This window comes from Providencia sp. PROV116 (assembly GCF_028482485.1).
Classification (GTDB): domain Bacteria; phylum Pseudomonadota; class Gammaproteobacteria; order Enterobacterales; family Enterobacteriaceae; genus Providencia; species Providencia rettgeri.
In genome coordinates this window covers 32,415-57,419 of sequence record NZ_JAMPQO010000017.1, presented here as the reverse complement: position 1 = coordinate 57,419, position 25,005 = coordinate 32,415, and the positions used below count along the sequence as shown (strand labels likewise).

Below are 25,005 nucleotides of genomic sequence, written 5' to 3'. Positions count from 1 at the left end.
TATTGTAAATGGCGATGTTGAATTATTTGCTTTCCACTGAAGCCGATACTTGTAATGGTTCAGGTTTGCTCATACCGTTAGTATTCACTCGTGAAGCAATAATCGTTCCGATAACTAACAAACCGACACCAAACCATAATCCAGAAGTCGCTGTTCCAGTGTAATCCTCAAAAAACCCAAGAATAAACGGGCCGAGGAAACCGCCAAATAATCCTAAACAGTTCAATAATGCTAAACTTCCCGCCAGCATACTGCCACTCATATAAGTGGGTGGAAGAGAGAAAATAATCGATTGAACCACAAAAAACATAAATGCAGTCAAGCAAAAGCCTATTAAGCCGACAACTGGGCCTCCCAGTGCACCTATCACTAATCCAACAGCCATCACGGCATAACCTGAAATTAAAATACGTGATGAACGACGCGGTGTATTGGCTTTTCTCGCCACAAAAATGCCACCAATTGCAGCTGAAATCCAAGGGATCGCCGTTAATAAGCCAATTTGAATCGGTGTCAGTTTGCCATACTCACCTATAATAGTAGGCAAAAAGTAACTTAAACCATAGACGGAGAACTGGTGAGTAAAATAGATAGCAACAATCATCATAAAGGCTTTATTTTTAAATGCCGCCTTAAGTGAGAATTTACTATTACTCACACTAATGCTATTTTTATCTTGGTCGTGTTTATATTTAATATAATTCCGATCATCCTCATCTAACCATTTCGCATCTTCCGGTTTATTCGGCAACACAAACCACACAACAAATGCGAGGATCACCGCAGGTAAACCTTCAATAACAAACATCCATTGCCAGCCATGGAAACCTAATAAGCCATCCATACTCAGCAATAAGCCACTTAGCGGTGCTCCAATAATATTCGCAAGACAGACCCCAAGTAAAAATAACCCCGTTGCTTTAGCTCGTTCCTCTTGGCTAAACCAATATGTCATATATAAAATAACCCCGGGATATAAACCCGCTTCAGCTGCTCCCAGTAATAACCTTAAGATATAAAAAGAAGTCGGTCCTGTCACAAATGCCATCGCCGCAGATAATAACCCCCACGTGATCATTATCCGCGTGATCCAAAAACGCGCGCCTACTTTTTCCATGATCAAATTACTTGGGATCTCAAGAATTGAGTAGGTTAGGAAAAAAAGCCCTGCTCCGATACCAAATGCGGTTGCAGATAATCCTAAATCAATCGACATCGCATTTTTTGCCATGCCAATATTCGTTCGGTCAATAAAGCTAATAATGTACGCTAAAATCAACAACGGCATCAGGTTACGGTATATCTTTGCGTTGGTTTTTTTCCCCTGAGCCGCATAATCTAACTTTGCATTTGTAGAAAACATAGATAAGATCCTCATGTTGTAGTGAAACAGGTACGGCTCTTGGTTCTAAGTGACCCATACCTGTAGCTTTTACTTCAGCAACAGCCCGACGCCCCACGTCGGGCTTTCTGCTTGCAGTTTTTCTTATTCTCTTTCGAACAACATTGAAATCCCTTGGCCACCACCAATACACATCGTGACTAACCCGGTGGCAACCTGACGGCGTTCCATTTCATACATTAACTTCACGGGCAAAATAGCCCCACTGGCACCCACTGGGTGACCCAAAGCAATTGCGCCACCATTCACATTCACCTTAGTGCTATCAAGAGATAAATCATTCATAACTGCGATAGCTTGTGCCGCAAATGCTTCATTTAGCTCAATTAAGTCAATGTCTTTTACATTCATCTTGAGCTTTTCCATGAGTCGGCGCGTCGCTGGTGCAGGCCCAAAGCCCATAATGGCAGCTTCACAACCCGCAACTGCCCAATCGACCACTTTCATTTTTGGTTTCAGGCCACGTTTTTCTGCTTCTTCACGTCGCATCATCACTAATGCCGCAGCGCCATCATTAATCCCTGACGAGTTTGCCGCCGTGATCACACCGTCGGCTTTAAATGCAGGACGCAACTTAGCCAATTTGTCACGTGGTGTATCACGTGGATGTTCATCGGTATCAAAAATACGTGTGCCTTTACGGCCTTCCGGTATTTCTACTGGCAATATCTGGTCAGCAAAATAACCCGCTTGAATCGCTTTTAACGCTTTTTGCTGGCTGTCCCATGCAAAATCGTCCATCTCTTCGCGGGTAATATTGAACTGTTCTGCAACGTTTTCTGCAGTCATTCCGTTGTGATAAGGGCCTTCTGGCCAAGTTAGGATGGACGTTAATCCATCCTCGAGCACATCATTCCCCATGCGGTAGCCATAACGCGCTTTACGTAAGTAGTACGGCAGCATCGTCATATTTTCTGTACCGCATGCCACCACAACATCGGATTGACCAGTCTGCAGTAACATCATGCCATCGGCTAAAGCTTGTAACCCGGAACCACATTGGCGGTTAACCGAATATGCTGTAGTTTCTTTTGGTAGCCCTGCTCGCAGTTGGCAAATACGAGCGATAAAACCACTTTCTGCAATTTGCCCAACATTACCCACAATGACTTCATCGACATCTTCGGGAGCAATTCCAGCTCTTTTCACGGCTTCACGGATAACCGCGGCCCCAAGGTCGTGCTGATGCGTATTTGCAAAGCTTCCTCCCATCGTGCCAATTGCTGTTCTCACACCACTGACAATGACAATATCATTCGCTTGTTTCATTATTTCCCCCTATAACACCATTCCGCCGCCAACATTGATCACTTCCCCATTGATATAACGCGCTTTATCAGAGGCTAAGAATGCAACACATTGGCCGACATCACGTGGATCGCCAGCAAAACCCGCAGGGATCTTGCTAATCATGATGTCCCAAACTTTTTCAGGTACACCACGAGTCATATCTGTATCAATAAATCCTGGGCAAATCGCATTTACTGTGACACCTTTACGGGCTAGTTCACGGCAAGCCGTTTTAGTCAGACCAATAACCCCAGCTTTGGACGCGGCATAGTTGGCTTGCCCAACATTCCCAAGCCAACTCGCCGAGGAAATATTGACAATTCGGCCACTTCCTTGCTCACGCATTAATTTTGCCGCTTCTTGCATGCAGTTAAATGTCCCTTTCAGATTGATATCAATCACTTTGTCCCAATCATCTTCCGTTAATTTATGCAGCATGCCATCTCGGTTGATCCCCGCATTATTCACCAGTACATCAATCGCCCCAAAATGTGCTAATGCGTTAGAAAATAAGGCATTCACCTCTTCACGTTTAGCAATGTCGCAAGGAATGAAAATGGCTTGATGGCCTTGTTCTTGTAGCTGTTTTGCACTTTCTTCACCTGATGACATGGCTAAATCAGAAATAACAACTTTTGCCCCTTCTTCTGCAAGTACCTGAGCAATCGCAAAACCAATACCTCTTGCAGAACCCGTCACAATGGCAACTTTATCTTTTACTAACATGGATAAATTCCTCTTTAATATTGAAACTACAAATACGAAATCAGACCAAAAGGCGCCTCTTCAAATAATGAAGAGTCCATCACTTTCAGATCAGGCGAAATTTCAGGTACGAAGTCCATATGGGCAAGAATGTCACGCTCTAGGTCGATACCGGGGGCAATTTCAACCAATACAGGGGTTTTCCCCCCTAAAGTGAACACCGCACGCTCCGTGACAAAGTGCATGGTTTGGTTGATATTTCGCGCAACATCCGCATTCCATGAAATTTGCCGTACTTGGTTAACTAACTTTCTAATATCCCCTTCCCGCACAATAGTTAATTGCCCATTTTCACAATGAATATCTAACCCTTTTGCCGTGAACGTTGAGCAAAACACTACGTGCCGAGCATTTTGGGTAATATCAATAAACCCACCTGCACCAGGGCAAATATTGCCTAACAATGTCGCATTGACATGACCACTGGCATCCATTTCCCCTGCGCCCATATAGGTGATATCAACGCCTGCCCCGTTGTAGTACAACATTTGGTCTTGGTGACTAATCATCGCTGACAGGTTACGGCCTATGCCAAAATCAATACCGCCGGCTTGAACGCCCCCCCAGATCCCTGACTCCACGGTAATATCAACCCGCTTGGTTGCATTTTCTTCCTGAATAATTGAACCAATAACATCGTTTGGAATTCCCGTTCCTAAATTAATCACACAGTTTTCATATAGATAACGGCATGCAATTCGCCCAATCAATTTGCGAATATCTAAAGGTAATGGCGTAGTTTGTTGGATAGGCGTGCGAATATCGCCGCATAGCGTTGGGTCAAAAAACCAGCTTGAGGATTGGCGATGGTCTTCTTCAGGGTTATCACACACGACAATGTGGTCAATAAAGCTAGCGGGAACCGTGACACGCTTAGGATGTAAAGTCCCTTCTTCAACACAATACTTCACTTGTGCAATCACTTTGGCACCAAAGCGTTTAGCAGCCAGTACCGCATGTAAAACTTCTAACGCCATGGCTTCTTCATCGGTGGTGAGGTTACCTTTACTATCCGCATGGGTTCCTCTGATCACCACCACATCTAAAGGAATTTCTGGATACCACAACCATTCTTCCCCTTTGAAATTCACTTTTTCAACTAAAGGAGGAAGCGCCAACGTTTTAACGTTCATCCTCCCGCCTTCAAGATCAGGGTCGATAAATGTCCCTAACCCCACTTTGGATAAGCGTCCTGGTAAGCCTGCGGCCATTGCGCCATATAAATGCACCATTTGCCCTTGCGGAAGACAATACGCTTCGACTTGATTGTCATTAATCATCTGCATCCATCTAGGCGCTAACCCCCAATGAGAACCAATAATCCGTTTCACCATTCCTTCATGGGCAAAGTGTTGATTCCCGCGAATACGGTTACATTGCCCAGCCGCATGAACGAGAGTTAATTGATTTGGTACGCCCTCGGATAAAAAACGTTGTTCAATTGCCGATAAAATAGATTCAGCAGCACTGGTTAATGTCATTCCCACAGTACAAATTGTATCGCCATTATTAATTAATTTAGCGGCATCTTGTTTAGAAATAAATTTATTATTCATGATAAAACCTACCTGAAGGCTAATATTTCATAGCCCCTTTTTGATTAATTAAAAACTAATTTATATTTTAGTTATTTAAAGAGTAATAGCGTAATTTCAAATCTTTCTTACTTATTTTCCCATTCCAAGTTCTAGGAAAATTACGTGTAAACATAATTCTTACTGGAACTTTATACGTTGGCACTCTATCTTTTAACCATTCAATAATTTCTTTACTGGTTAAACATACTTGGTTCTCAGGAATAATAAATGCAATGGGTTCTTCGCCATATATTGTACTTTCAATTGGAATGACCGCGACCTCATTAACGCCTGGGTAATTAGAAATCAAATCTTCGACTTCAATAGAATATATTTTTTCTCCACCACGGTTAATCATGTCTTTAATTCGATCTTGAATATAAAGGAAACCATCATCATCCCTATAACCAATATCGCCGGTAAAAAACCAACCATCATTAAACGACGTGGTATTCGCAGGGCTATCAGGCCAATAACGTTGAATAACAACATCCCCCTTAACCCAGATATTGCCAGTACTGTTAGCAGGTTTATCTTCACCTTTATCATCTCTTATGGCCACCTGTAACCCAGGAACCGGAGTGCCTGAGCTCGCCTTTTTATCACTGTACCGAATATCTTCACGAAATACGGTGGCTGGGGATGATGTCTCTGTCAAACCATAAATAGAATGAATGGATGTTTTAGCGAATATATAAGAAAGCTCTTTAATCGTGCCTTCATTCAAATGACCTGCACCACAAGCAATCATTTTTAATGAATTAAATCTTTCCAGATTAATACTTTTATTTTCTTTTATTTTTTGAATTAATAATATAAACACAGTTGGAGAACCATGTAAGAATGTGATTTTTTCTTTTGCAATTGTTGAAATAATATCTTTTGCATTAAATTTCTTTTGAAGATAAACCGTCCCACCAATATGAATAAATAAAGCTAAAATAGCAGAAAGCCCAGTAATATGATAAATCGGTACTGCTAAAATTGTTTTATCGTGTTCAGATAACTTTAATGTTTCCTGATAGGCATATACTGCAGACAATATATTCTTGTGTGTGATCACCGCACCTTTTGGTGCACCTGTTGTACCCGAAGTAAATATCACAACCGCGGGGTCTTCCTCATTAACTTGGTTGGTAAAGTTAATTTCTTCAGTAAGTATTAGATTACGCCACTGAGAAAGACTCATCCCTTTTGTACTGAACTGAGCTAACCATGGTTGATATGTGTCATCCCAAAAAATAGCATCCGCATTAATACAAGATAAATGCTCTTTGCCTTCAAACTCTTTCATTTTAGTACTTAAAGGAATGACCTGAATGCCTAGCCCTACAGCGGCATAAAATAATTGGCAAAATTCAATCGTATTTCCCCAGCCGAGTACTATCCGATCACCTTTTTTCAACTGTGCGGCTGTAGTTAGCCACAACATTGTTTGGTTTACTTTCTCAAGTAATTGGTGATAACTCCAACTTTGCTCTTCAAATACAATCGCAACAGCGTCTGGCTGCACTTTTGCCCTTTGTAATAAGCTTTGGTAGATGTTTGAATTTGGCGCAAGCATGGACACACTCCGATACACCTGAATATGACTGATATGCTATCAATGTATAAAATACACTCCGACAAATTAGTGCCAATCTTCACAAATTATTCACACCCTTTTTTTATTTGAATTAGTGATCTGCACAACGAATTTGTTAACAATTTTGTTACTTACGTCTTATTTTAAGCGCTGGTTTTTATTGAACATGAAGATATTTACCTTTTGTTATTATCTAACCATTCAAAATACATATTAATTTCGATGAATAACTCAACTATGATTGTGCGTATAAACAATGACCCCCAGACTAAAAAGTCGCTCAGCAGTAATACTTAACTCATCTGCTTATCCTCTATATGTTCTTGCACTCTGTGCTATTTAGCCCTCCCACCAAACCAAATACGATAAAAACAGTGGAGAATTCACTAGAGATTGCTACAGTGTAAGACCTTCATAATGAAAAAATTGATGAGAAAAAAATCGCCACCTTTGCAAACGGTTAAGGAGATAACTCATGGCAAACACCCCCTATATTCCCCCAAAAGTCTGGCAATGGGAGCAAGGTAACGGCGGAAAATTCGCCAATATTAATCGTCCAGTTTCCGGTGCAACTCACGAAAAATCTTTACCTATAGGTAAGCACCCACTACAGCTATATTCCTTAGGAACGCCGAACGGGCAAAAAGTCACTATCATGTTAGAGGAGTTATTAGCCCTTGGCATTAAAGAGGCAGAATATGACGCTTGGCTAATTAACATTGGTGAAGGCGACCAATTTAGTTCTGGTTTTGTTGAAATTAACCCTAACTCAAAAATTCCCGCTTTAGTCGACAGAAGCGGCAAGGAGCCTATCCGAGTATTTGAGTCAGGCTCGATTCTGACCTATTTAGCCGAAAAATTTTCTGCTTTTTTACCCACAACTCAGCCGGAACGAGCTGAAACCTTATCCTGGTTATTTTGGCAAATGGGCTCAGCACCTTTTGTTGGTGGCGGTTTTGGGCATTTTTATGCCTACGCACCTGAAAAGTTTGAATACCCAATTAACCGCTTTGCCATGGAAACTAAACGTCAATTAGATGTGTTAGACAAGCGTTTAGCAGAACATAAATATGTTGCAGGGGAAGACTACAGCATCGCTGATATCGCCATCTGGCCATGGTACGGTGCATTAGTGAAAGGTTGGCTTTATGATGCCGCAGAATTTCTATCTGTCCATGAATATAAAAATGTTATTCGTTGGGCTGATGAAATCTATGCACGCCCAGCAGTACAGCGAGGTCGCTGGGTTAATCGCCTACAAGGTGACCCTGCACAACAAGTACGCGAACGCCACGATGCGAGTGATATAAGCTAGTTATTAAGTTTATTACCATTACCAATACTGAGATTTATCGATTTTAAGTCTCAGTATTCCCCAACTAGCACAGTATTATTCCCCTAAAACCAAATACCCTTGGTTAAAGTCACAACTGTTTAAATAACATATCCCCATTAAAATATCTAAATATGAAGGTAATAAATCACATTCAGATAGTCTTATTTATACAATTAATACTAATTCTATTAGTATCCCTCCAAAAATAATGTTCCAAAATGAACAGAAATATCTTAATAAATGCAAAATTCACAACTATTTTAGTAAGAATAATCTTATATTGATATTTTGTTTCAAAAAAAATCATATTAACAATATGTTATAAAAATAACCATTCAATTGATAATGTTTTTTATTTTTATTTAAGATTCAAGCTATTAAACAAGTCATTATTAGAGCATCACTTATTTAGCTTGTAATTAGATACATGTATTGTAATTAATCGATTTTATCGATTTAGCATACTGATTATTTATATTTAGAAAATACCTTTATCAAGAGTAATCTATATTCACAAATTAAACAGCAATCCAAAAATTGAAATTTAAATTGGTATCCTAATAAAATGAAGGACTCTATTTTTACTTGCTTAACTGTTTTAGAAAACAAAAAAAACATTACGCATATAGTTGCCAAGAATATTGGTAAAAAAATTAAATTGCTAAGATCAGAATATCAGTTAAGTGGATCTGATTTAGCCAGAATTATAGGTATATCTCAACAACAATTATCACGTTACGAAAATGGCCTTAGTGATATATCAACATCTAAAATCATGTTGATATCCGTGTATTTTAAGGTAGATGTCTGTTACTTCTTTAAAAAAGATTAACTCATCATATTTTCAATCCTCACATTTAGGTAAAGCAAATGAATGATGAAGAAAATGTAAATATAAAATTAGGATATTTAATAAAAAGATTGAGAAAGAAAAAAGGAATTAGTGGAGCTGAATTAGCAAAAAAACTAAATGTAAGTCAACAACAAGTATCAAGATATGAGCGAGGAGCAACAAAACTAAGTTTTGAAAAATTAATCGAGTTAACAATCCATATTGACCTAGATTTATCTAAATTAAAGTCAGAAATTGAAAAAGAAATCTTATATATCAATGATTCAAGAGCATTATTGTAATATTCAATGACAAACGAAATTATTATTAATTAATAGCAATTAACTCTGATTGTTATTAATTAATCTCACTATGAAATTAACATAATGAGATTAACAATAATCATATTTATATATTTAACAGTAAAGGAAAAGATTGATGAAAATCAAAAGTATTGCAATGGCAACCTTATTAGTTTTAGGCGGCGCTTCTGCAGCAAATGCGGCTGACCAAGGCCACGGTAAAGTTACTTTTAAAGGTGCGATTATTGAAGCACCATGTTCAATTGCACCAGAAAGTATTGACCAAACAATTGAATTAGGCCAAATCTCTAATATGGCTTTAGCCGATGGCGGAAAATCATCACCTAAGGCATTTGAGATCGCACTACAAAACTGTAACGTTAGCAGCTTAACTAAAGGTGTTCAATTAACCTTTACTGGTGCATCTGCTGCATTCGATGAAGATAATAAAACGTTAGGTATTGTAGGTACAGGTAGTGGTGCAGGCGTTCAAATCACTAGCGGTAACGGTGAAGTTGTTACGATTAATACAGCAACGCCATTCCAACAAATTCAGGATGGTAGTAACACATTACAATTCTCTGCATACCTGAAAGGTAATGGTGGTGATGTTTCAACTATTACTGCTGGTGAATTCAGTTCCGTAGCAGACTTCACTTTATCTTACGAATAAAATTAGCCACCTTCTAATTTTAACCTAAAAACACATGGATAGGTTTTTAGGTTCATTGGGCATAATGATAGAGCGAAAATATGCTATATAAATTTTCATGGTTGACATTCATTCTATTATTAGGAACTAGTTTGTCATCATATTGTTCGGCTGAATCATTAATTACAATGAATGGAAGTATTATTGAGACCGCCTGTTCTATTGATATAAGTAGCAGAGATCAAACCATTGAAATGGGAAGCTTATCTATATCGCAAATGATTCGTGATGGCCAAAGTAACAAAAAAAAATTTTCAATAAAATTAATTAATTGTGTACTCGAAAGAACTGAAACAAAAAAACCAAACTGGCAATATTTTACAGTAACATTTGATGGAGTTCATGATGGTAATTTGTTTACTGTCAATGGGCAAGCAGAAGGGTTTGGCATTGAAATTAGTAGTGCTGATGGTGAAGTCGTTTATCCAGGAAAGGTAATGTCATCGCAAGAATTAACTGATGGCAATCGTGATTTAAATTACAACCTACGATTAATAAGAAATAATAAAGTTTTAGAACCAGGTAATTACTTTAGTCTAATAAAGTATAAATTAGATTATGAGTAATATCGAAAATAACGCTGTCCACATGAACATTTTTCCAAATAGGAGACACCTTCTCTTATTATAAATGAGTTTGAATAAGGTCAAGTATAATGGCGCATCATAAAATTCATATTAAATTATCATCAGCTAATCGATTATATATATTAGCTGGCATGATAACTATCATCTGTAATACTGGATTCGCCTCTACTAATATAGAATTTAATACAGATATTTTAGATATAAATGATCGTGCTAATATTGATCTAAGCCGTTTCTCTAAAACTGGTTATTTTATGCCAGGAGAATACACTTTTAGTGTTCATGTAAACAAGAATATATTATCTGAGCAAAGTATTTTTTATTATAACTCAGATGAAGATATTGATGACAGTAAAGTATGTTTAGATCCCAGCTTAGTTGATAAGTTTGGACTAAAGCCCAAAATATTATCATCGTTGACCTGGTGGCATAATGACTCCTGCCTAGATTTAAACAGCTTATCTGGTGCAACTACAAAGGCCGATTTATCGACATCAACGCTATATATTAATATTCCTCAAGCCTATTTAGAATATACAGCAGATAATTGGGATCCACCCACTCGTTGGGAAGATGGTATATCGGGAGCTTTATTTGATTACAATCTAAACGCGCAAGCGAATCAACAGATACGTAGTCACCAAAGTACAAGCTATACCACTAATGGTAATGGAGTGGCAGGAATAAATTTAGGTCCATGGAGATTCAGAGCTGATTGGCAAACGCGGTTTGAGAAGCGTCCATCTTCTGAGTCAACACATTCTTTTGATTGGAATCGTTTTTATATTTTTCGGGATATCAAATCATTAGGAGCAAAGCTAACATTTGGTGAATCTTATTTAAATTCCGATATTTTCGACAGTTTTAGATTCACAGGGCTCAGTTTAGTTACTGATATTAATATGTTGCCCCCCAATTTAAGGGGATATGCTCCTGAAGTTACAGGAGTGGCCAATAGTAATGCAACCGTTATTATTAGCCAACAAGGCCGCACTATTTACCAAACTCAAGTTGCTGCTGGCCCCTTTCGCATTCAAGATCTCAATGATGCTTTATCGGGTGAATTAGATGTAAGAGTAGAGGAACAAAATGGTAAAACGCAAACTTTTACAGTAAATACCTCGAGTATTCCCTACCTTACTCGACCAGGGCAAGTTCGTTATAAAATTGCTGCAGGGCGACCTAGTGATTCCAATCATCGAATTAATGGTGATAATTTCGCTAGCGGCGAGTATTCGTGGGGAATTAATAATGGTTGGTCTTTATATGGTGGCACGATTGCTTCACAAAAATATATCTCAGCAACGTTGGGAATTGGTCGCGATCTCATGCAATTTGGAGCTCTTTCATTTGATGCGACAAGAACACATGCAAAAATTAAAGAAATCACTTCAAATAACGAAACGAGTTATAACGGAAACTCTTATAGATTGAGTTATTCAAAGCGTTTTGAAGATTTTAACAGCCAAGTTACCTTTGCGGGTTATCGTTTTTCAGAAAAAGACTTTATGAGTATGTCTGAATACCTCAATGCAAAAATGAGTGGCGTTCGACAATATAATAGCAAAGAGATGTATACCATTTCTTATAATCAACAGTTTAGCGACAGTGGATTGGGCACATACTTAAATTTTTACCACCAGACATATTGGAATCAACCCGATAATAACCGCTATAGTTTATCATTAGCTAAATATTTTGATCTCGGAAAATTTAAAAATTTAAGCGTTAACTTGACAGCATTCCGTACTAGCTACCAAAACACAAATGATGATGGCGTTTATATTGCGTTATCTGTGCCTTGGGGTGAAACCTCTACAGTCAGTTTTAACAGTAGCTGGGATAAAAGTAATACAACGCAGAATATAAATTATTATGACCGCATTAATGAGCGTAGTAACTACCAAATTAATACTGGGGTCGCACGGTCAGGAGCAATTATTGGCGGGTACTATACATATCAAGGTGATATGGCTCAGGTTAATGCAAATGCGACATACCAACAGAATCGTTACCGTTCCGCCGGGCTATCAATACAAGGTGGATTAACGGCAACACAACATGGGGTAGCACTCCATAGAAGTAACCAATTGGGTGCTTCGCGTGTTTTTGTTGACACCAGTGGTGTCCCGAACATCCCTTTGCGTGGTAATGGAATTGTGACACGGTCAAATTATTTTGGCAAAGCTGTCATTGCTGATGTTAATAGCTATTACCGTAGCAATATTAATGTGGATTTGAATCTTTTACCTAATAAGGCAGAAATTACCCATTCTGTAAAACAAGGGACATTGACAGAAGGCGCTATTGGCTATCGCCAGTTTGATGTTATAACAGGTAACAGCGCAATGGCGACTATTCGTTTATCGGATAATAGTGCTCCTCCATTTGGCGCTATTGTATTAAATGCACGTAAACAGCAAGTTGGAATAATTAGTGATGAAGGTAGCGTTTATTTATCAGGTTTAAATCCTAAAGAAAAATTGAATATTTCTTGGGATAATGAAATACAGTGCAATATAACATTACCGGATAGTGTTTCATCAGAAATAAATTTAGCAAATACATTACTATTACCATGTATAAAATAACATTTCACACATGTCATTATAAAACCATTAATGCTAGTTATTTAAACCAATAACGTAAGCAATAATATATTTTATCAAATTAAACTTAAAGAGATTATATCGTTTATGAAAAAATTAAATATAAATAAAAAGGATACCCATCCTAACCAAAAATTAGTTAATAGTTATAAAGTTATATTGGCAGCTATTTTTTTGATGAGTATATCGACAGCAAATGCGGCTATCTCCTTAGATCGCACTCGTGCAATTATTAATGGTAATGAGAAATCGATTAGCCTGAATATTAGTAATGAAAATAAAACATTACCTTATCTTGCTCAAGGTTGGATTGAAAATGCACAGGGTGAAAAAATTAATGATCCATTTACTGTATTACCTCCAGTACAACGTGTTGAGCCTGGAGATAAAAGTCAAATAAGAATTCAACCCTTAGCTAGCATAGAAAAATTACCGCAAGATATTGAGTCAGTATATTATTTTAATTTACGTGAGATTCCACCGAGAAGTGATAAAGCAAATACGTTGCAACTTGCATTACAAACACGAATAAAACTTTTTTATAGGCCAACACCTATCATTCCAACTAAGAATGATATCGATAACCCATGGCAAGAAAAATTGGTTTTAAAACAGCAAGGCGGCAAATATATTGCATTTAATCCGACGCCTTATTATATAACCATTATTGATGCAGCAAAGAAAATTAAAGGTGATACCGTAAAAGGCTTCGAGCCAATTATGATCGCTCCCAAAAATAGCCAGCCGTTAGGTGTCGATGTTGCAACATTAGGTAATACCCCAGTACTAACATATATCAATGACTATGGTGGCCGTCCTAATCTTAGTTTTAACTGCCAAGCAAATGAATGCAAGGTATCTCCAAGTAATAAATAATCTATCTATCGAATAGTAATAGAGGAAGGTATGAGTAAAATAGTGAGTTATAGCGCTCCTTTAATAGGGATTATTTTCAGTACACTTGCCTTTCAGACATTAGCTACTGATATTGGTAAAGTTGATAATTGGGATGTTGATGGTGCCAATGGTGTTTTACAGGTTAGAGGTGTGCTTACCGAAAGTGCATGTAGATTAGCCACGCAATCTGCATTTCAAACAGTAGATTTGGGCACAAATAGTTCTTCAGCATTTAAATTTCTAGGGCATAAAGGCACACCTGTTCCTTTTAATATTCAATTAGAAGATTGTTTAAGGAGTGAAAGTCGTAATCATGATCAACAAGGTAATATAACTTGGAGCTCTGACATGCCAGCCGTAAGAATTCGTTTTCTTGCTGTATCAGATAATACAGATAGCAAATTAATAAAAGTAAATGGTGCTGAAGGCATTGCTCTTGAGTTAAATGATGAAAATTTTAAAAAAATTAAACCAGGTGTTTTTACTAGGCCAAAACTATTATCAATGGGCAATAATAAATTAACCTATTACATTACTCCGGTGAGAATTAATAGTCATTTTAATGCTGGTAACTATCAAGCAAATATAAGATTCCAATTAGTCTATGACTAGGATAAAAATATGAAACCATCATATCAATACCTATTATTTAAATCGCAGGTTTTTATTAGCATTATTTCTATATTAATATGTTTTAATACAGCCAGCGCTTCAATGGCTTCTATTGGTTTAACAATTACAGTCATAGAACCCCCTAATTGTAGTTTTGTAGGAGGAAATACATTAAATGTTGACTTTGGCGATGTCCAGCAAGATTTAATCGATGGGTCATCATATAAAAAAACGAATGTTAACTACAATTTACAATGCACAAACTTATCTACTAATCTATTAAAAATGAAATTGAGTTGGACTAACTTTAGAGTTAATGGTGTTGATGCAATAAAAACGAATAGAGATAACCTTGGTATCGCCATTTATCAAGATAATAATATAGTATCCAACAATTCAAATATTCATTTTATTTATGGTGCTATGCCCTCTATTTATGCTGTTCCCATAAAACCAAGTGGTTCAATGCTAAGTGACGCTGGGGATTTTAATGCAGAAATGATTATGACAATTGAATATCAATAAATTAAGAGCCAATATGAAAATTAAATTTTTATATATATTAATAGTTTTTAGTGCTTTTTCTTATTCATCTTCACTCACTGTGGAGTTTAATGGAAATCTAATTATCACGCCTCCTGAATGCATTTTAAATAACAGTCAAAAATCAATGATTCATTTTGGAGATATCTTATTAAGCAGGATTGATGGAGTAAATTATAAGCATAAATTACCTTTTGAATTAACTTGCACTAATTTAGCCATGAATAACCTAACGTTAAGTATTCAAGGTGATCCTAGTAATTTTAATAATGGCATACTCAAGACCAGTAACCCAAAGCTAGGATTAAGCTTCTATATTAATGGTATAAAACAAGATATTAATAAAAAAATAAATTTTAATTATTTAGAATTACCATCATTAGAGGTTAGTCCTGTACAAAATGTTGCAACAAGTTTTGATGGTTCCGATGGCGGAGATTTCACTGCACTAGCAACTCTTAATGTGGACTATCAATAATGAAAAACAGCTCAATAAATAATAAAATTCAGTATCAGATATGTTGTTTTCTTTTAATATTCTTAGCAAATATAACCTATGCTAATTGGGGATTTGATGGTTCGTTAATTATACCGCCAAAATGTCGATTAAGTCATAGCGATCCTATCAAAGTTTCATTTGGTAAAGTCGGTGTTAATAAGGTTGATGGAATACACTATAAGGAAAAAATTCCTTATGAACTTATTTGCGATGGCGATCTAACACAACCTTGGAATATCTCTTTAACATTATCTGGTATAGCAGCAGGTGCAGGTTTTGATGATGCAACACTGCAAGTTAAATCTGATCAAAATGGAAATAATGTAGGTATCCAAATTCAAAAGGATGGACAACCTATCACTTTAAATAAAGCATTTGTAATTGATCAAAAGACATTACCCGCTTTATCCGCTGTTATTGTCAAAAAAACAGGAACTAAACTTATTGGAGACACATTCAATTCTACAGCGACATTAACCATTACATTTCAATAGGAATTATGATGTTCTCGACAATAAAATATTATAATTTATTATTTTTAACAGTATTTATATGCTACTCCTTACCATCTATGGCCGAAACAATTAATTTTGATGGTATATTTGTTGAAGATACTTGTGACCTATATCCCGGAGATGAACTAATTACATTAGATTTCGGAACAATCGCAGATAAATATCTTTATTTAAATAGCCGCACGCTAAGTGAATCATTTAGTATTCGATTAATTAACTGTGACTTATCTTTAGGTCGTGAAATTAATGCTTCATTTAATGGCAATGAAAACTCTTTTTTACCTGGATATCTTGCACTAGACCCAGCAAGCCAAGCTAATGGTATTGCTATTGGTTTAGAAACAGATACTGGAGAAAAAATCGATATAAACAAAAAAGATCACACACAAAAATTGTCAGCAGGTAATAACGAAATAAAACTTAAAGCCTTTATCCAAGGAGAGCATTCTGCATTAGCAAATAAAACAATTTCATATGGAACATTTATATCAACGTTAACATTCTTTTTAGAATACAACTAAAAGTATAAAAGCTACATTTAAATCATAGGTATTCAAAAATGAAAATCTCAGCAATAATTCGCGATTATAAAGCTACAGTAATAAAAATAATTTTTATTACTGTATCAATCTTTATTTATAATATAAATGCTTATTCTGTAAGTTGGGGCGCATTTACTCAAAGAAATGGTAATGATGTTACTATTCAATGGGGATGGCCTAATGAAGATAGCAATAGTGTAATTTGCTTTAATCCATCAGGTTGTGTTGTAACCGTTGGCCCATATGATTACCGGGGATCTAGCGCTGATCCTAAAACATTTGGAGGTATAAATTTACCCTATGGCATGCAACAAAAAGTCATCATCCGCAATAATGGGACGGCACTGGATGCTTTTAATGCTTGGAAACTACAATACGGCACCGCCAATACACAAACAGTTACTGGCATGTGGGGTAATTATCCAAATACAGACTTCTCATCGGTTTGTTACGGGTTCCAAGTTTTTCAAATCTCAACTTGGGGAACTTCTTATGGCACTTTATTGCCTAGTGCTGCCTGTGGGGTAGTACCGCCATCAAACACTTCTTGTAATTTTAGCTTCCCTACGAGTATTGATCTGGGTTCCGCAGTTAGTGGCCAAAATGGCTCTTGGTCTGGAGAAGCTACAGGGGCTTTTAGCTGCACCAATATTGTTGATATAAGGGCTAGCTTATTAGCTACTCCCTATTTAAGTAATCTTCCTGTTGATATTTCAGTCAATCAAGTTTCACTGGATATCAATAATAAGAGCGTTGCTAGAGGGCAAATAGCACCACTTAATTTTAAGGCAACCACAACAGGTAAGTTCACATCTGCAGGTAAGTTTAACGCTAATGCAGTTATTTTGTTTTCTTTCAATTAGCAAACACATTACTAATATGAATGTTAAATAAATAAAGCACAGCAAGAACTGCCAATAATAACTTTATTAACTGATAGTTACCTATAAAAGCAAAGCCGTTCCTGTACCTTAATGGCCCAATAGTGAAAGAGGGTTAATCCCCCTCTTTCATCTGCCCTTTATGTTCTTCTTGTGAAACCAAATGTACCCCTATATATCGCTGATAACGTGCGGGTTTTAATTTGGTTAAGTCCACCAGTACCAAGCCATCGATACAATCATTGAATGCGGGGTCTGTACCGAAATCCATAAACTGTACGCCACCCGGCTCGCATAATTCAGTATATTGCTTATAAAGCGTCGGAATTGAACAGCCAATGTTATTGAGTAAGCTTTTCAATTTAACTAAATCTTCGTGGTAATTGCCCCCTGAAAATTGGGCTAATACCTGTGGCAAAGAAGCTGGATACGGCTGATGTGACTGTGCAATGCTGTGTTGCGCCGAAAAATAGAGCCGATAAAAAGTAATCAGTAAGTCACGCGCCGCAATCGGCATTGAGCCAGACATAGATACAGGACCAAAAAGATAGCGATATTGTGGGTATTTCGCCAAATACGCGCCAATACCTAACCATAAATAATCTAAACCCCGTTTTCCCCAATATTTAGGCTGAATAAAGCTCCGACCAAGCTCAATACCTTGCGCTAATATTGGCATCATGGCTTGGTCATAATGAAATAAGCTAGAGCTGTAAATACCCTGCAAACCTTTGGTCTCAATTTGCTTTTTAGTGGGTATAAACCGATAAGCCCCTACAATATCAAGTTCACTTTCATCCCATAATACCAGATGATAATAATCGTTATCATAGCTGTCTAAATCACGGCGCTTACCTGAGCCTTCCCCTACAGCACGAAATGCAATTTCGCGTAATCGCCCTATTTCTCGCAAAATCGGCGACCTTACTTCTTGGTTTCGGTGATAAAGGTAAATCGCTTTCCCATCAGGGGATGTTCCTAGCCGCTCACATGCCACCAACGCTTTTTTTAATTCAATTCTGTCTTCTGGTAAAGCAATTGGTGATTCGCTGGTAAATAGCCCTTCCTTACCTTTTCCCAACAAATAGACATGGCGACGAAAGCGCCCTGCTAGCTCATGAGCCGCTGTATGGCCATCATGCCAATGAATAAATGGGATGCTGCCACCAATACGAATTTTTAATCTTTTTCCTCGCTGCTTAAACATTTCCCTGACTAACATTAAAGTCGATAACGGCTTGTAAACCAACGAGGTTAAATAGAATAAATGGCTATTTCGCCCTTGAATATGAATAGGGACGATAGGTGCTCTGGCCTTTGCGGCTAAACGCAAAAAACCTGTACGCCAGTGGCCATCACGAACCCCTTTACGGCCAAACCGAGAGACTTCACCCGCAGGAAACACAATTAATGCCCCTTGTTTATCCAAATGCTGTTGTATGGCTTCAACTTGTTGTCGACTGGTTCGGTTATTCATATTATCCACTGAAATAAATAAGCTTTTTAGTGGTTCTATATAATTGAGGAACTGATTTGCCACGATTTTGACATCAGGACGAACGGCAGCAACTGCACGTAATAATGCAAGACCATCGAGTGAACCTATCGGGTGGTTAGCAACTAAGACAACAGGACCTTGAGTTGGAATATTTTCTAAGTCACCCTCAACCATTTCGCAAGAAATATCAAAGAACTCCATGATTTGTTCAATAAGATCCAAGCCCTTTAAGTGCGGATAATCTTGGGCAAATTGGTGAAATTCTTGTTCAAACAGCAGCTTTTTTAATAAACGACGTTTCCATTTGCCTGGTGTTTGATGAGGAAAAATATCGTGCAGCAGGGTATCGACACTAAACATAATGCTATCTCCTAACTGAGTTACGACGAACTTAAGTCAGATTCATAACAACAATATGTTTATTTTATGACAAAATGGTGAAAGCACAAAAATGATGATGTAGATCATTACTTTTCATTTACTAATATTATAGTTATCTAAAATCAATAATTTTTCAGAATATTGCTTTCTTGAATAATTTATATTTTACTCATTTTATAATATGCATTTATTCCACAACAATTAAAAAAGTATAAAACTAAATTTTTTGATTAGTTTTACTTAATTTATTTGAATAATTCAGAATTTATTATTTATAAATACCCACCAATTAAATTGAACTAAAAATTTATTACAATAAGATTAGAAACAAATAATATCCTTTAAAATCAATTAAATAAAAATTAATTATAAGTTTAATTTTTAACTTTTTTCTTATTGATAGGCAAATCTTATTTCAGCAATTGCTTAAACCGATGGTCATCATTGATAAAAATCAAGAACCTCTCGACCTTATTTATACATGATAGTCCGGCTGTAGAATTATATTAATTAAAAAATATTTAAATATATTTGACCGCAATCTTTCAAGGATAGTGTAATGAAAAAACTTACTCGCATTACGGTCGCTGTCATATTTTTGCTTTTACTCGGTTATTTTGGGTTATCTGGATATGTGTGGTATCACGATAATCAACGAAGAGAAAATAATGACATTCAGACATCTAAAATTGCAGAAAATAATCAAGTTCTCAAATTCTTCGCTGAAAAGGGATGCGATTACTGTCACACGCCGTCAACTGATTTACCTGCCTACGCATCGTTCCCCATTGCTAAGCAACTGATGGAATACGATATTCAGCTAGGTTATAAATCATTCAACCTTGAGGCTGCTCGCGCTGCACTCATCGCAGGAGAACCTGTACCACAAAGTGAATTAAATAAAATTGAGTGGGTTATGCAGAACCACACCATGCCGCCAACTCGTTATGTTGCACTTCATTGGGCTAGTAGCGTCAGTGATGAAGAGCGTAATAACCTTTTGAATTGGATAGCTAAACAGCGAGAAGAGCACTATGCCAGCCAAGATACCGCTGCTGAGCACCGTAACGAACCAATTCAACCAATTCCAAAATCACTGGATGTTGATGATGCAAAAGTCGCATTAGGTTTCCGCTTGTATCATGATGCGCGCCTGTCAGGGGATAGTACGATTTCTTGTGCGCACTGCCACGCACTCAATGCAGGTGGTGTTGATGGCCGTAAAACATCAATTGGTGTTGGTGGCGCAGTAGGCCCAATCAATGCGCCAACAGTGTTTAACTCTGTATTTAATGTCGAGCAATTTTGGGATGGTAGAGCGCCTGATTTACAAGCGCAAGCCGGTGGCCCACCATTAAATCCTATCGAAATGGCATCAAAATCATGGGATGAAATCATTGAAAAATTGGATAAAGACCCTGTCTTAAAACAAGATTTTAATGCAGTTTACCCAGAAGGGTTTACGGGTGACACCATCACAGATGCGATTGCTGAGTTCGAAAAAACCTTAATCACCCCAGACTCTCCGTTTGATAATTGGTTAAGAGGCGACAAAACTGCATTAACCGCACAGCAGCTCCATGGTTACCAGTTATTTAAAGAGAACAAATGTGCAACCTGCCATGGTGGCGTGATCTTAGGTGGTCGTTCCTTCGAACCTCTGGGCCTGAAAAAAGACTATGAGTTCGGTGAAATTACCGCACAAGATATTGGTCGCATGAATGTCACCTCTGATGAGCGCGATAAGTTACGCCAAAAAGTCCCAACACTACGTAATGTCGAGCTAACCGCGCCATACTTCCACCGTGGAGATGTGGCTACCCTAGATGAAGCAGTGAAACTGATGCTGCGTTATCAAGTCGGTAAAGAACTGCCACAAAAAGATGTCGACGACATTGTTGCCTTTCTTGAAAGCTTAACGGGTGTGTATACACCGTATGTACAACAAGGTGAATCACAACAGTAAATATCAATAGCTAATTGATATGAAAAACCAATAGCACCGCTCAAATAATAGCGGTGCTATTTTTTTATTTAAAACTGCCGTATAGGCTACCTACAACCCCGACTTAATCTATATTCAAAGCAATTCACGTTATCGCGTATCTCTTTCCCACTGTGTTATTACTTAAACGATCCCAGTTTCCCAATTTATACGAAACAATGTTAACTAGCTCAAAGTTTTCATTGAATGGTATTTAAAAGGTATTATTAAGTGGTATTGTCATTGCTGTACCCTACAATACCTATAATTAGCCGTATAAAGGAATGAAAGATGAAAAAAACAACAGCAAAACTCTCATTCATGATGTTCATTGAATGGTTTATATGGGGGGCTTGGTTTGTTCCCTTATGGCTATTTTTGAATAAAAGTGGCTTCACCCCTTCTCAAATAGCGTGGTCTTATGCCTGTACAGCCATTGCTGCAATTATCTCTCCCATCCTTGTAGGCTCAATTACTGACCGATTTTTTGCCGCGCAAAAAGTCCTGGCGGTACTGATGTTTGCAGGGGCAGTCTTTATGTTTTTCGCAGCTCAGCAAACTGAATTTTCTAGCTTTTTCCCTCTACTCTTGGCGTACGCATTAACTTATATGCCAACCATTGCGCTCACCAATAGTATTGCTTTTTCCAATGTGGAAGATGTGGAACGTGACTATCCTCGTATTCGTGTAATGGGGACTATCGGCTGGATTGCATCAGGCATTGCATGTGGATTTTTACCTTCCATGATCGGCTTTGGTGATATTTCTGCGACTAATATCCCGCTCTTAGTGACAGCCGCTAGCTCCGCTTTACTGGGCTTTTTTACCTATTTCTTGCCAGACACCCCACCAAAAGGAACTGGCAAAATGAGTATTAAAGTCATGCTCGGATTGGATGCCATTGTGCTGTTAAGAGACCGTAATTTCTTAGTATTTTTCGTGTGTTCATTCCTCTTCGCCATGCCTTTAGCTTTTTACTATATTTTTGCTAACGGCTACCTTACTGAAGTTGGGATGAAAAATGCCACGGGATGGATGACCTTGGGGCAATTCTCTGAAATCTTCTTCATGCTTGCTTTGCCCTTCTTTACTAAACGTTTTGGTATCAAAAAGGTATTACTTCTTGGTTTAATCACTGCAGCTATTCGCTATGCTTTCTTTATCTATGGCGATGCAGACCACCTATTCACCTACGGATTACTCTTCCTCGGTATTTTATTGCACGGAGTTAGCTACGATTTTTACTATGTCACCGCATATATTTATGTCGACAAAAAAACGCCTGTGCATATGCGAACAGCGGCTCAAGGCTTAATTACTCTCTGTTGCCAAGGCTTTGGTAGCTTACTGGGTTATAGCCTAGGTGGGCAAATGATGGAAAAACTTTTTTCTTACGGTGAACCTGTCAACGGCCAGACCTTTAACTGGGCCGGTATGTGGGGCTTCGGCGCGGCCATGATCGTCGTAATCACGGTTGTTTTCATGTTGATGTTTAAAGAGTCGAGCCGTGATATTCAAGAAATTGATATTAATAAAAGTGGCATAAAACCCACATCCAATTAGTTAAGCAATCATTAATTAAGCGCCTTTATTGACCGACTGCCAACACATAAGGGCGCTGTTTTTAGCCAAAATTGAAGGAATTATAATGAACAAAGAGAACCGTATTTTAGGCACGTTTTATGGCCAAGCCTTAGGTGATGCAATGGGAATGCCTTCTGAATTATGGCCTCGCTTTCGTGTTAAAGCACATTTTGGTTGGATAGACCGCTTCTTACCTGGGCCAAAAGAAAATAATGCAGCTTGCTACTTCAATACGGCAGAATTTACAGATGATACCTCAATGGCGCTCGCACTTGCGGACGCGATTATAGAATGTGATGGCAAAGTGAGTCCTGAACTTATTGGCCGTAATATTTTAAAATGGGCAGAGCAATTTGATGCCTTTAATAAAAATGTCTTAGGGCCGACCTCTAAAATTGCATTAAAGGCAATAAAACAAGGGACTCCGATTTCTCAGTTAGAAAACAATGGAATGACAAATGGTGCCGCAATGCGAGTTTCCCCACTCGGTTGTTTGCTGCCAACTCATTCTATTGATGAATTTATTGATGAAATTACACTCGCCTCATCGCCAACGCATAAATCGGATGTGGCAATTGCGGGGGCGGTCGCTATTGCTTGGGCAATTTCTAAAGCGATAGATGGCGAAAATTGGCCGCAAATTCGCGACCAATTACCTGCTATTGCGAAGCTAGCACAAGAAAAGCATGTCACAACCTTTAGCCCATCAATAGCTGCACGTATTGAACTTGCTTTACACACGGTGAAAAACACGATTGGCGCCGAGCAAGCAATGGAACAGCTTTATCAACTCGTTGGCGCTGGTACGAGCACTATTGAGTCAGTTCCTGCCGCCATTGCTATGGTTGAATTAGCGGAAACTGATCCCAACCGCTGTGCCATTCTGTGTGCTAATTTAGGGGGAGATACCGATACCATAGGGGCAATGGCCACTGCCATTTGTGGCGCCCTCCATGGCGTTGATGCCATCGATAAACAGCTAAAAAAACAATTAGATGATGTGAATCAACTTGATTTTACACAGTATAGCCAAGCCTTTATGGCATTGAGAACTGCAAGAGAAAAAGCTTATGAAAACTGCTGAACTTATTGCCCATCTTCCATTGCAAGCGGAGCATCGTCCTGTCTGCCTGATTGGCGCTGCCGTTATTGATGTGATTGCAGATGCATATTCACTGCCTTATCGCGGAAGTGATATCGAATTGCACCAGCAGAGTGTCAATATCGGTGGATGTGCTCTGAATATTGCGGTGGCCTTGCAGCGTCTTGGTATCCAGTCACTCAATGCATTACCTATTGGGCAAGGTGTATGGGCAGATATCATCCGCAACCAACTCAATAAAAAAAGTGTGAGTTCCGTTATAGAAACGAATAAAGGTGATAATGGCTGGTGTTTAGCCTTGGTTGAACCCGATGGAGAAAGGACATTTCTTTCAATTAGCGGAGTAGAAAACCAATGGGAACGCCATACCCTAGATGAATTGCCAATTACACCTAACACTATCATCTATCTTTCTGGCTACCAACTAGCCGCAAAATGTGGCGAAACTCTGCTTTCATGGCTGGAGTCGCTCTCCGATAACGTCACTTTATTTATCGATTTTGGCCCTCGGATCGCCGACCTTTCGAAAACACAATTATTACGATTAATGGCTTTAAAACCAATCATTTCGTTGAACCGCCAAGAAGTCGAACATATCGTCACATTATTCCCTGATATTGCGCATCAAAGAATGGATACAGAAGCATTAGCCAATATTTGGCATTCTCAATTTTTAGTTCCCGTGATTGTTAGAGTCGACAAAGAAGGCGCGTTCTTTCAAGAAAGTGGTCGTTCATCAGGCTGGGTGGCACCATTTGAAACCACCGTTGTCGATACCATTGGAGCAGGAGATAGCCATACAGGAGGCGTGATTGCGGCATTGGCGTCCGGCTGGGCACTACAAGATGCCGTGTTACTCGGAAATGCTGTCGCATCCTATGTAGTTAGCCATCGCGGAGGGGATTGTGCGCCTTCGTCAGAGCAACTCACCGCATATTTACAGCAATATTAATCATCAGAGAAAAAAGAG

23 protein-coding genes are annotated in these 25,005 nt (G+C 38.2%); 17 read left to right on the top strand and 6 right to left on the bottom strand.

Annotation, left to right across the window (positions count from 1 at the left end):
* Positions 1-22: 22 nt before the first annotated feature.
* The 5 genes from PSE72_RS12485 to PSE72_RS12465 all read right to left on the bottom strand — a co-directional run bounded on the left by PSE72_RS12485 (position 23) and on the right by PSE72_RS12465 (position 6,598).
* Positions 23-1,363 carry an MFS transporter gene (locus PSE72_RS12485; protein WP_115168037.1) on the bottom strand — a complete coding sequence of 447 codons (1,341 nt, stop codon included), beginning with the start codon at positions 1,361-1,363 and terminating at the stop codon, positions 23-25.
* Positions 1,364-1,486: 123 nt separating this feature from the next.
* Positions 1,487-2,671 carry a thiolase family protein gene (locus PSE72_RS12480; protein ID WP_109912755.1) on the bottom strand — a complete coding sequence of 395 codons (1,185 nt, stop codon included), beginning with the start codon at positions 2,669-2,671 and terminating at the stop codon, positions 1,487-1,489.
* Between the two features lie 9 nt (positions 2,672-2,680).
* Positions 2,681-3,418, bottom strand: coding sequence for a 3-oxoacyl-ACP reductase FabG (gene fabG, locus PSE72_RS12475; RefSeq protein WP_004907760.1), 738 nt, complete (start codon positions 3,416-3,418; stop codon positions 2,681-2,683).
* Positions 3,419-3,444: 26 nt separating this feature from the next.
* Positions 3,445-5,013 carry an acyl CoA:acetate/3-ketoacid CoA transferase gene (locus PSE72_RS12470; protein ID WP_198641699.1) on the bottom strand — a complete coding sequence of 523 codons (1,569 nt, stop codon included), beginning with the start codon at positions 5,011-5,013 and terminating at the stop codon, positions 3,445-3,447.
* Between the two features lie 67 nt (positions 5,014-5,080).
* Positions 5,081-6,598: a class I adenylate-forming enzyme family protein gene (locus PSE72_RS12465; RefSeq protein ID WP_115168040.1), complete on the bottom strand. Its 1,518-nt coding sequence runs from the start codon at positions 6,596-6,598 to the stop codon at positions 5,081-5,083.
* Positions 6,599-7,094: 496 nt separating this feature from the next.
* Between PSE72_RS12465 and yghU the strand changes: the two genes are divergently transcribed.
* The 13 genes from yghU (at position 7,095) to PSE72_RS12400 (ending at position 17,468) form a co-directional block, all read left to right on the top strand.
* Positions 7,095-7,934 carry a glutathione-dependent disulfide-bond oxidoreductase gene (yghU, locus tag PSE72_RS12460; protein ID WP_115168041.1) on the top strand — a complete coding sequence of 280 codons (840 nt, stop codon included), beginning with the start codon at positions 7,095-7,097 and terminating at the stop codon, positions 7,932-7,934.
* Positions 7,935-8,520: 586 nt separating this feature from the next.
* Complete coding sequence (locus tag PSE72_RS12455) at positions 8,521-8,787, top strand: helix-turn-helix domain-containing protein (RefSeq protein ID WP_109912759.1); 267 nt, start codon at positions 8,521-8,523, stop codon at positions 8,785-8,787.
* A 38-nt stretch (positions 8,788-8,825) separates the two neighbouring features.
* Complete coding sequence (locus tag PSE72_RS12450; RefSeq protein ID WP_109912760.1) at positions 8,826-9,089, top strand: helix-turn-helix domain-containing protein; 264 nt, start codon at positions 8,826-8,828, stop codon at positions 9,087-9,089.
* Between the two features lie 136 nt (positions 9,090-9,225).
* Positions 9,226-9,762 (top strand): fimbrial protein, encoded by a 537-nt coding sequence (locus PSE72_RS12445; RefSeq protein WP_109912761.1) that lies wholly within the window; start codon positions 9,226-9,228, stop codon positions 9,760-9,762.
* 131 nt (positions 9,763-9,893) lie between these two features.
* Positions 9,894-10,367, top strand: coding sequence for a fimbrial protein (locus tag PSE72_RS12440; RefSeq protein ID WP_228367289.1), 474 nt, complete (start codon positions 9,894-9,896; stop codon positions 10,365-10,367).
* A gap of 89 nt (positions 10,368-10,456) precedes the next feature.
* Positions 10,457-12,979 carry an outer membrane usher protein gene (locus PSE72_RS12435; protein WP_272673124.1) on the top strand — a complete coding sequence of 841 codons (2,523 nt, stop codon included), beginning with the start codon at positions 10,457-10,459 and terminating at the stop codon, positions 12,977-12,979.
* Between the two features lie 105 nt (positions 12,980-13,084).
* A complete protein-coding gene (locus PSE72_RS12430) occupies positions 13,085-13,873 on the top strand; it encodes a fimbria/pilus periplasmic chaperone (RefSeq protein WP_109912762.1) in 789 nt (262 codons plus the stop codon).
* Between the two features lie 30 nt (positions 13,874-13,903).
* On the top strand, positions 13,904-14,506 hold the full coding sequence (locus PSE72_RS12425) for a fimbrial protein (RefSeq protein WP_109912763.1): 603 nt from the start codon (positions 13,904-13,906) through the stop codon (positions 14,504-14,506).
* Between the two features lie 9 nt (positions 14,507-14,515).
* Positions 14,516-15,031 (top strand): fimbrial protein, encoded by a 516-nt coding sequence (locus tag PSE72_RS12420; protein ID WP_228367291.1) that lies wholly within the window; start codon positions 14,516-14,518, stop codon positions 15,029-15,031.
* Positions 15,032-15,044: 13 nt separating this feature from the next.
* Positions 15,045-15,527 carry a fimbrial protein gene (locus PSE72_RS12415; RefSeq protein ID WP_227024195.1) on the top strand — a complete coding sequence of 161 codons (483 nt, stop codon included), beginning with the start codon at positions 15,045-15,047 and terminating at the stop codon, positions 15,525-15,527.
* The gene (locus PSE72_RS12410) at positions 15,527-16,042 is read left to right on the top strand and encodes a fimbrial protein (protein ID WP_272690974.1); all 516 of its coding nucleotides are present in this window, start codon (positions 15,527-15,529) and stop codon (positions 16,040-16,042) included. Before PSE72_RS12415 ends, PSE72_RS12410 begins: the two co-directional genes overlap by 1 nt.
* Before the next feature lie 77 nt (positions 16,043-16,119).
* Positions 16,120-16,584 (top strand): fimbrial protein, encoded by a 465-nt coding sequence (locus PSE72_RS12405; protein ID WP_227024194.1) that lies wholly within the window; start codon positions 16,120-16,122, stop codon positions 16,582-16,584.
* Between the two features lie 38 nt (positions 16,585-16,622).
* The gene (locus PSE72_RS12400) at positions 16,623-17,468 is read left to right on the top strand and encodes a hypothetical protein (protein WP_109912767.1); all 846 of its coding nucleotides are present in this window, start codon (positions 16,623-16,625) and stop codon (positions 17,466-17,468) included.
* A 133-nt stretch (positions 17,469-17,601) separates the two neighbouring features.
* Here PSE72_RS12400 and PSE72_RS12395 read toward each other — a convergent pair whose 3' ends face one another.
* Positions 17,602-19,344 (bottom strand): lysophospholipid acyltransferase family protein, encoded by a 1,743-nt coding sequence (locus PSE72_RS12395; protein WP_115168043.1) that lies wholly within the window; start codon positions 19,342-19,344, stop codon positions 17,602-17,604.
* A gap of 580 nt (positions 19,345-19,924) precedes the next feature.
* On the opposite strand from PSE72_RS12395, the gene PSE72_RS12390 reads away from it, so the two are divergent.
* From PSE72_RS12390 to PSE72_RS12375, 4 genes are all read left to right on the top strand, one after another.
* Positions 19,925-21,331 (top strand): cytochrome-c peroxidase, encoded by a 1,407-nt coding sequence (locus tag PSE72_RS12390; protein ID WP_115168044.1) that lies wholly within the window; start codon positions 19,925-19,927, stop codon positions 21,329-21,331.
* Between the two features lie 309 nt (positions 21,332-21,640).
* The gene (locus PSE72_RS12385; RefSeq protein ID WP_115168045.1) at positions 21,641-22,912 is read left to right on the top strand and encodes a nucleoside permease; all 1,272 of its coding nucleotides are present in this window, start codon (positions 21,641-21,643) and stop codon (positions 22,910-22,912) included.
* A gap of 85 nt (positions 22,913-22,997) precedes the next feature.
* Positions 22,998-24,017 carry an ADP-ribosylglycohydrolase family protein gene (locus PSE72_RS12380; RefSeq protein ID WP_272690973.1) on the top strand — a complete coding sequence of 340 codons (1,020 nt, stop codon included), beginning with the start codon at positions 22,998-23,000 and terminating at the stop codon, positions 24,015-24,017.
* Entirely contained in the window at positions 24,004-24,987 is a 984-nt protein-coding gene (locus PSE72_RS12375) for a PfkB family carbohydrate kinase (protein WP_115168046.1), read from the top strand. Before PSE72_RS12380 ends, PSE72_RS12375 begins: the two co-directional genes overlap by 14 nt.
* Positions 24,988-25,005 lie beyond the last annotated feature (18 nt).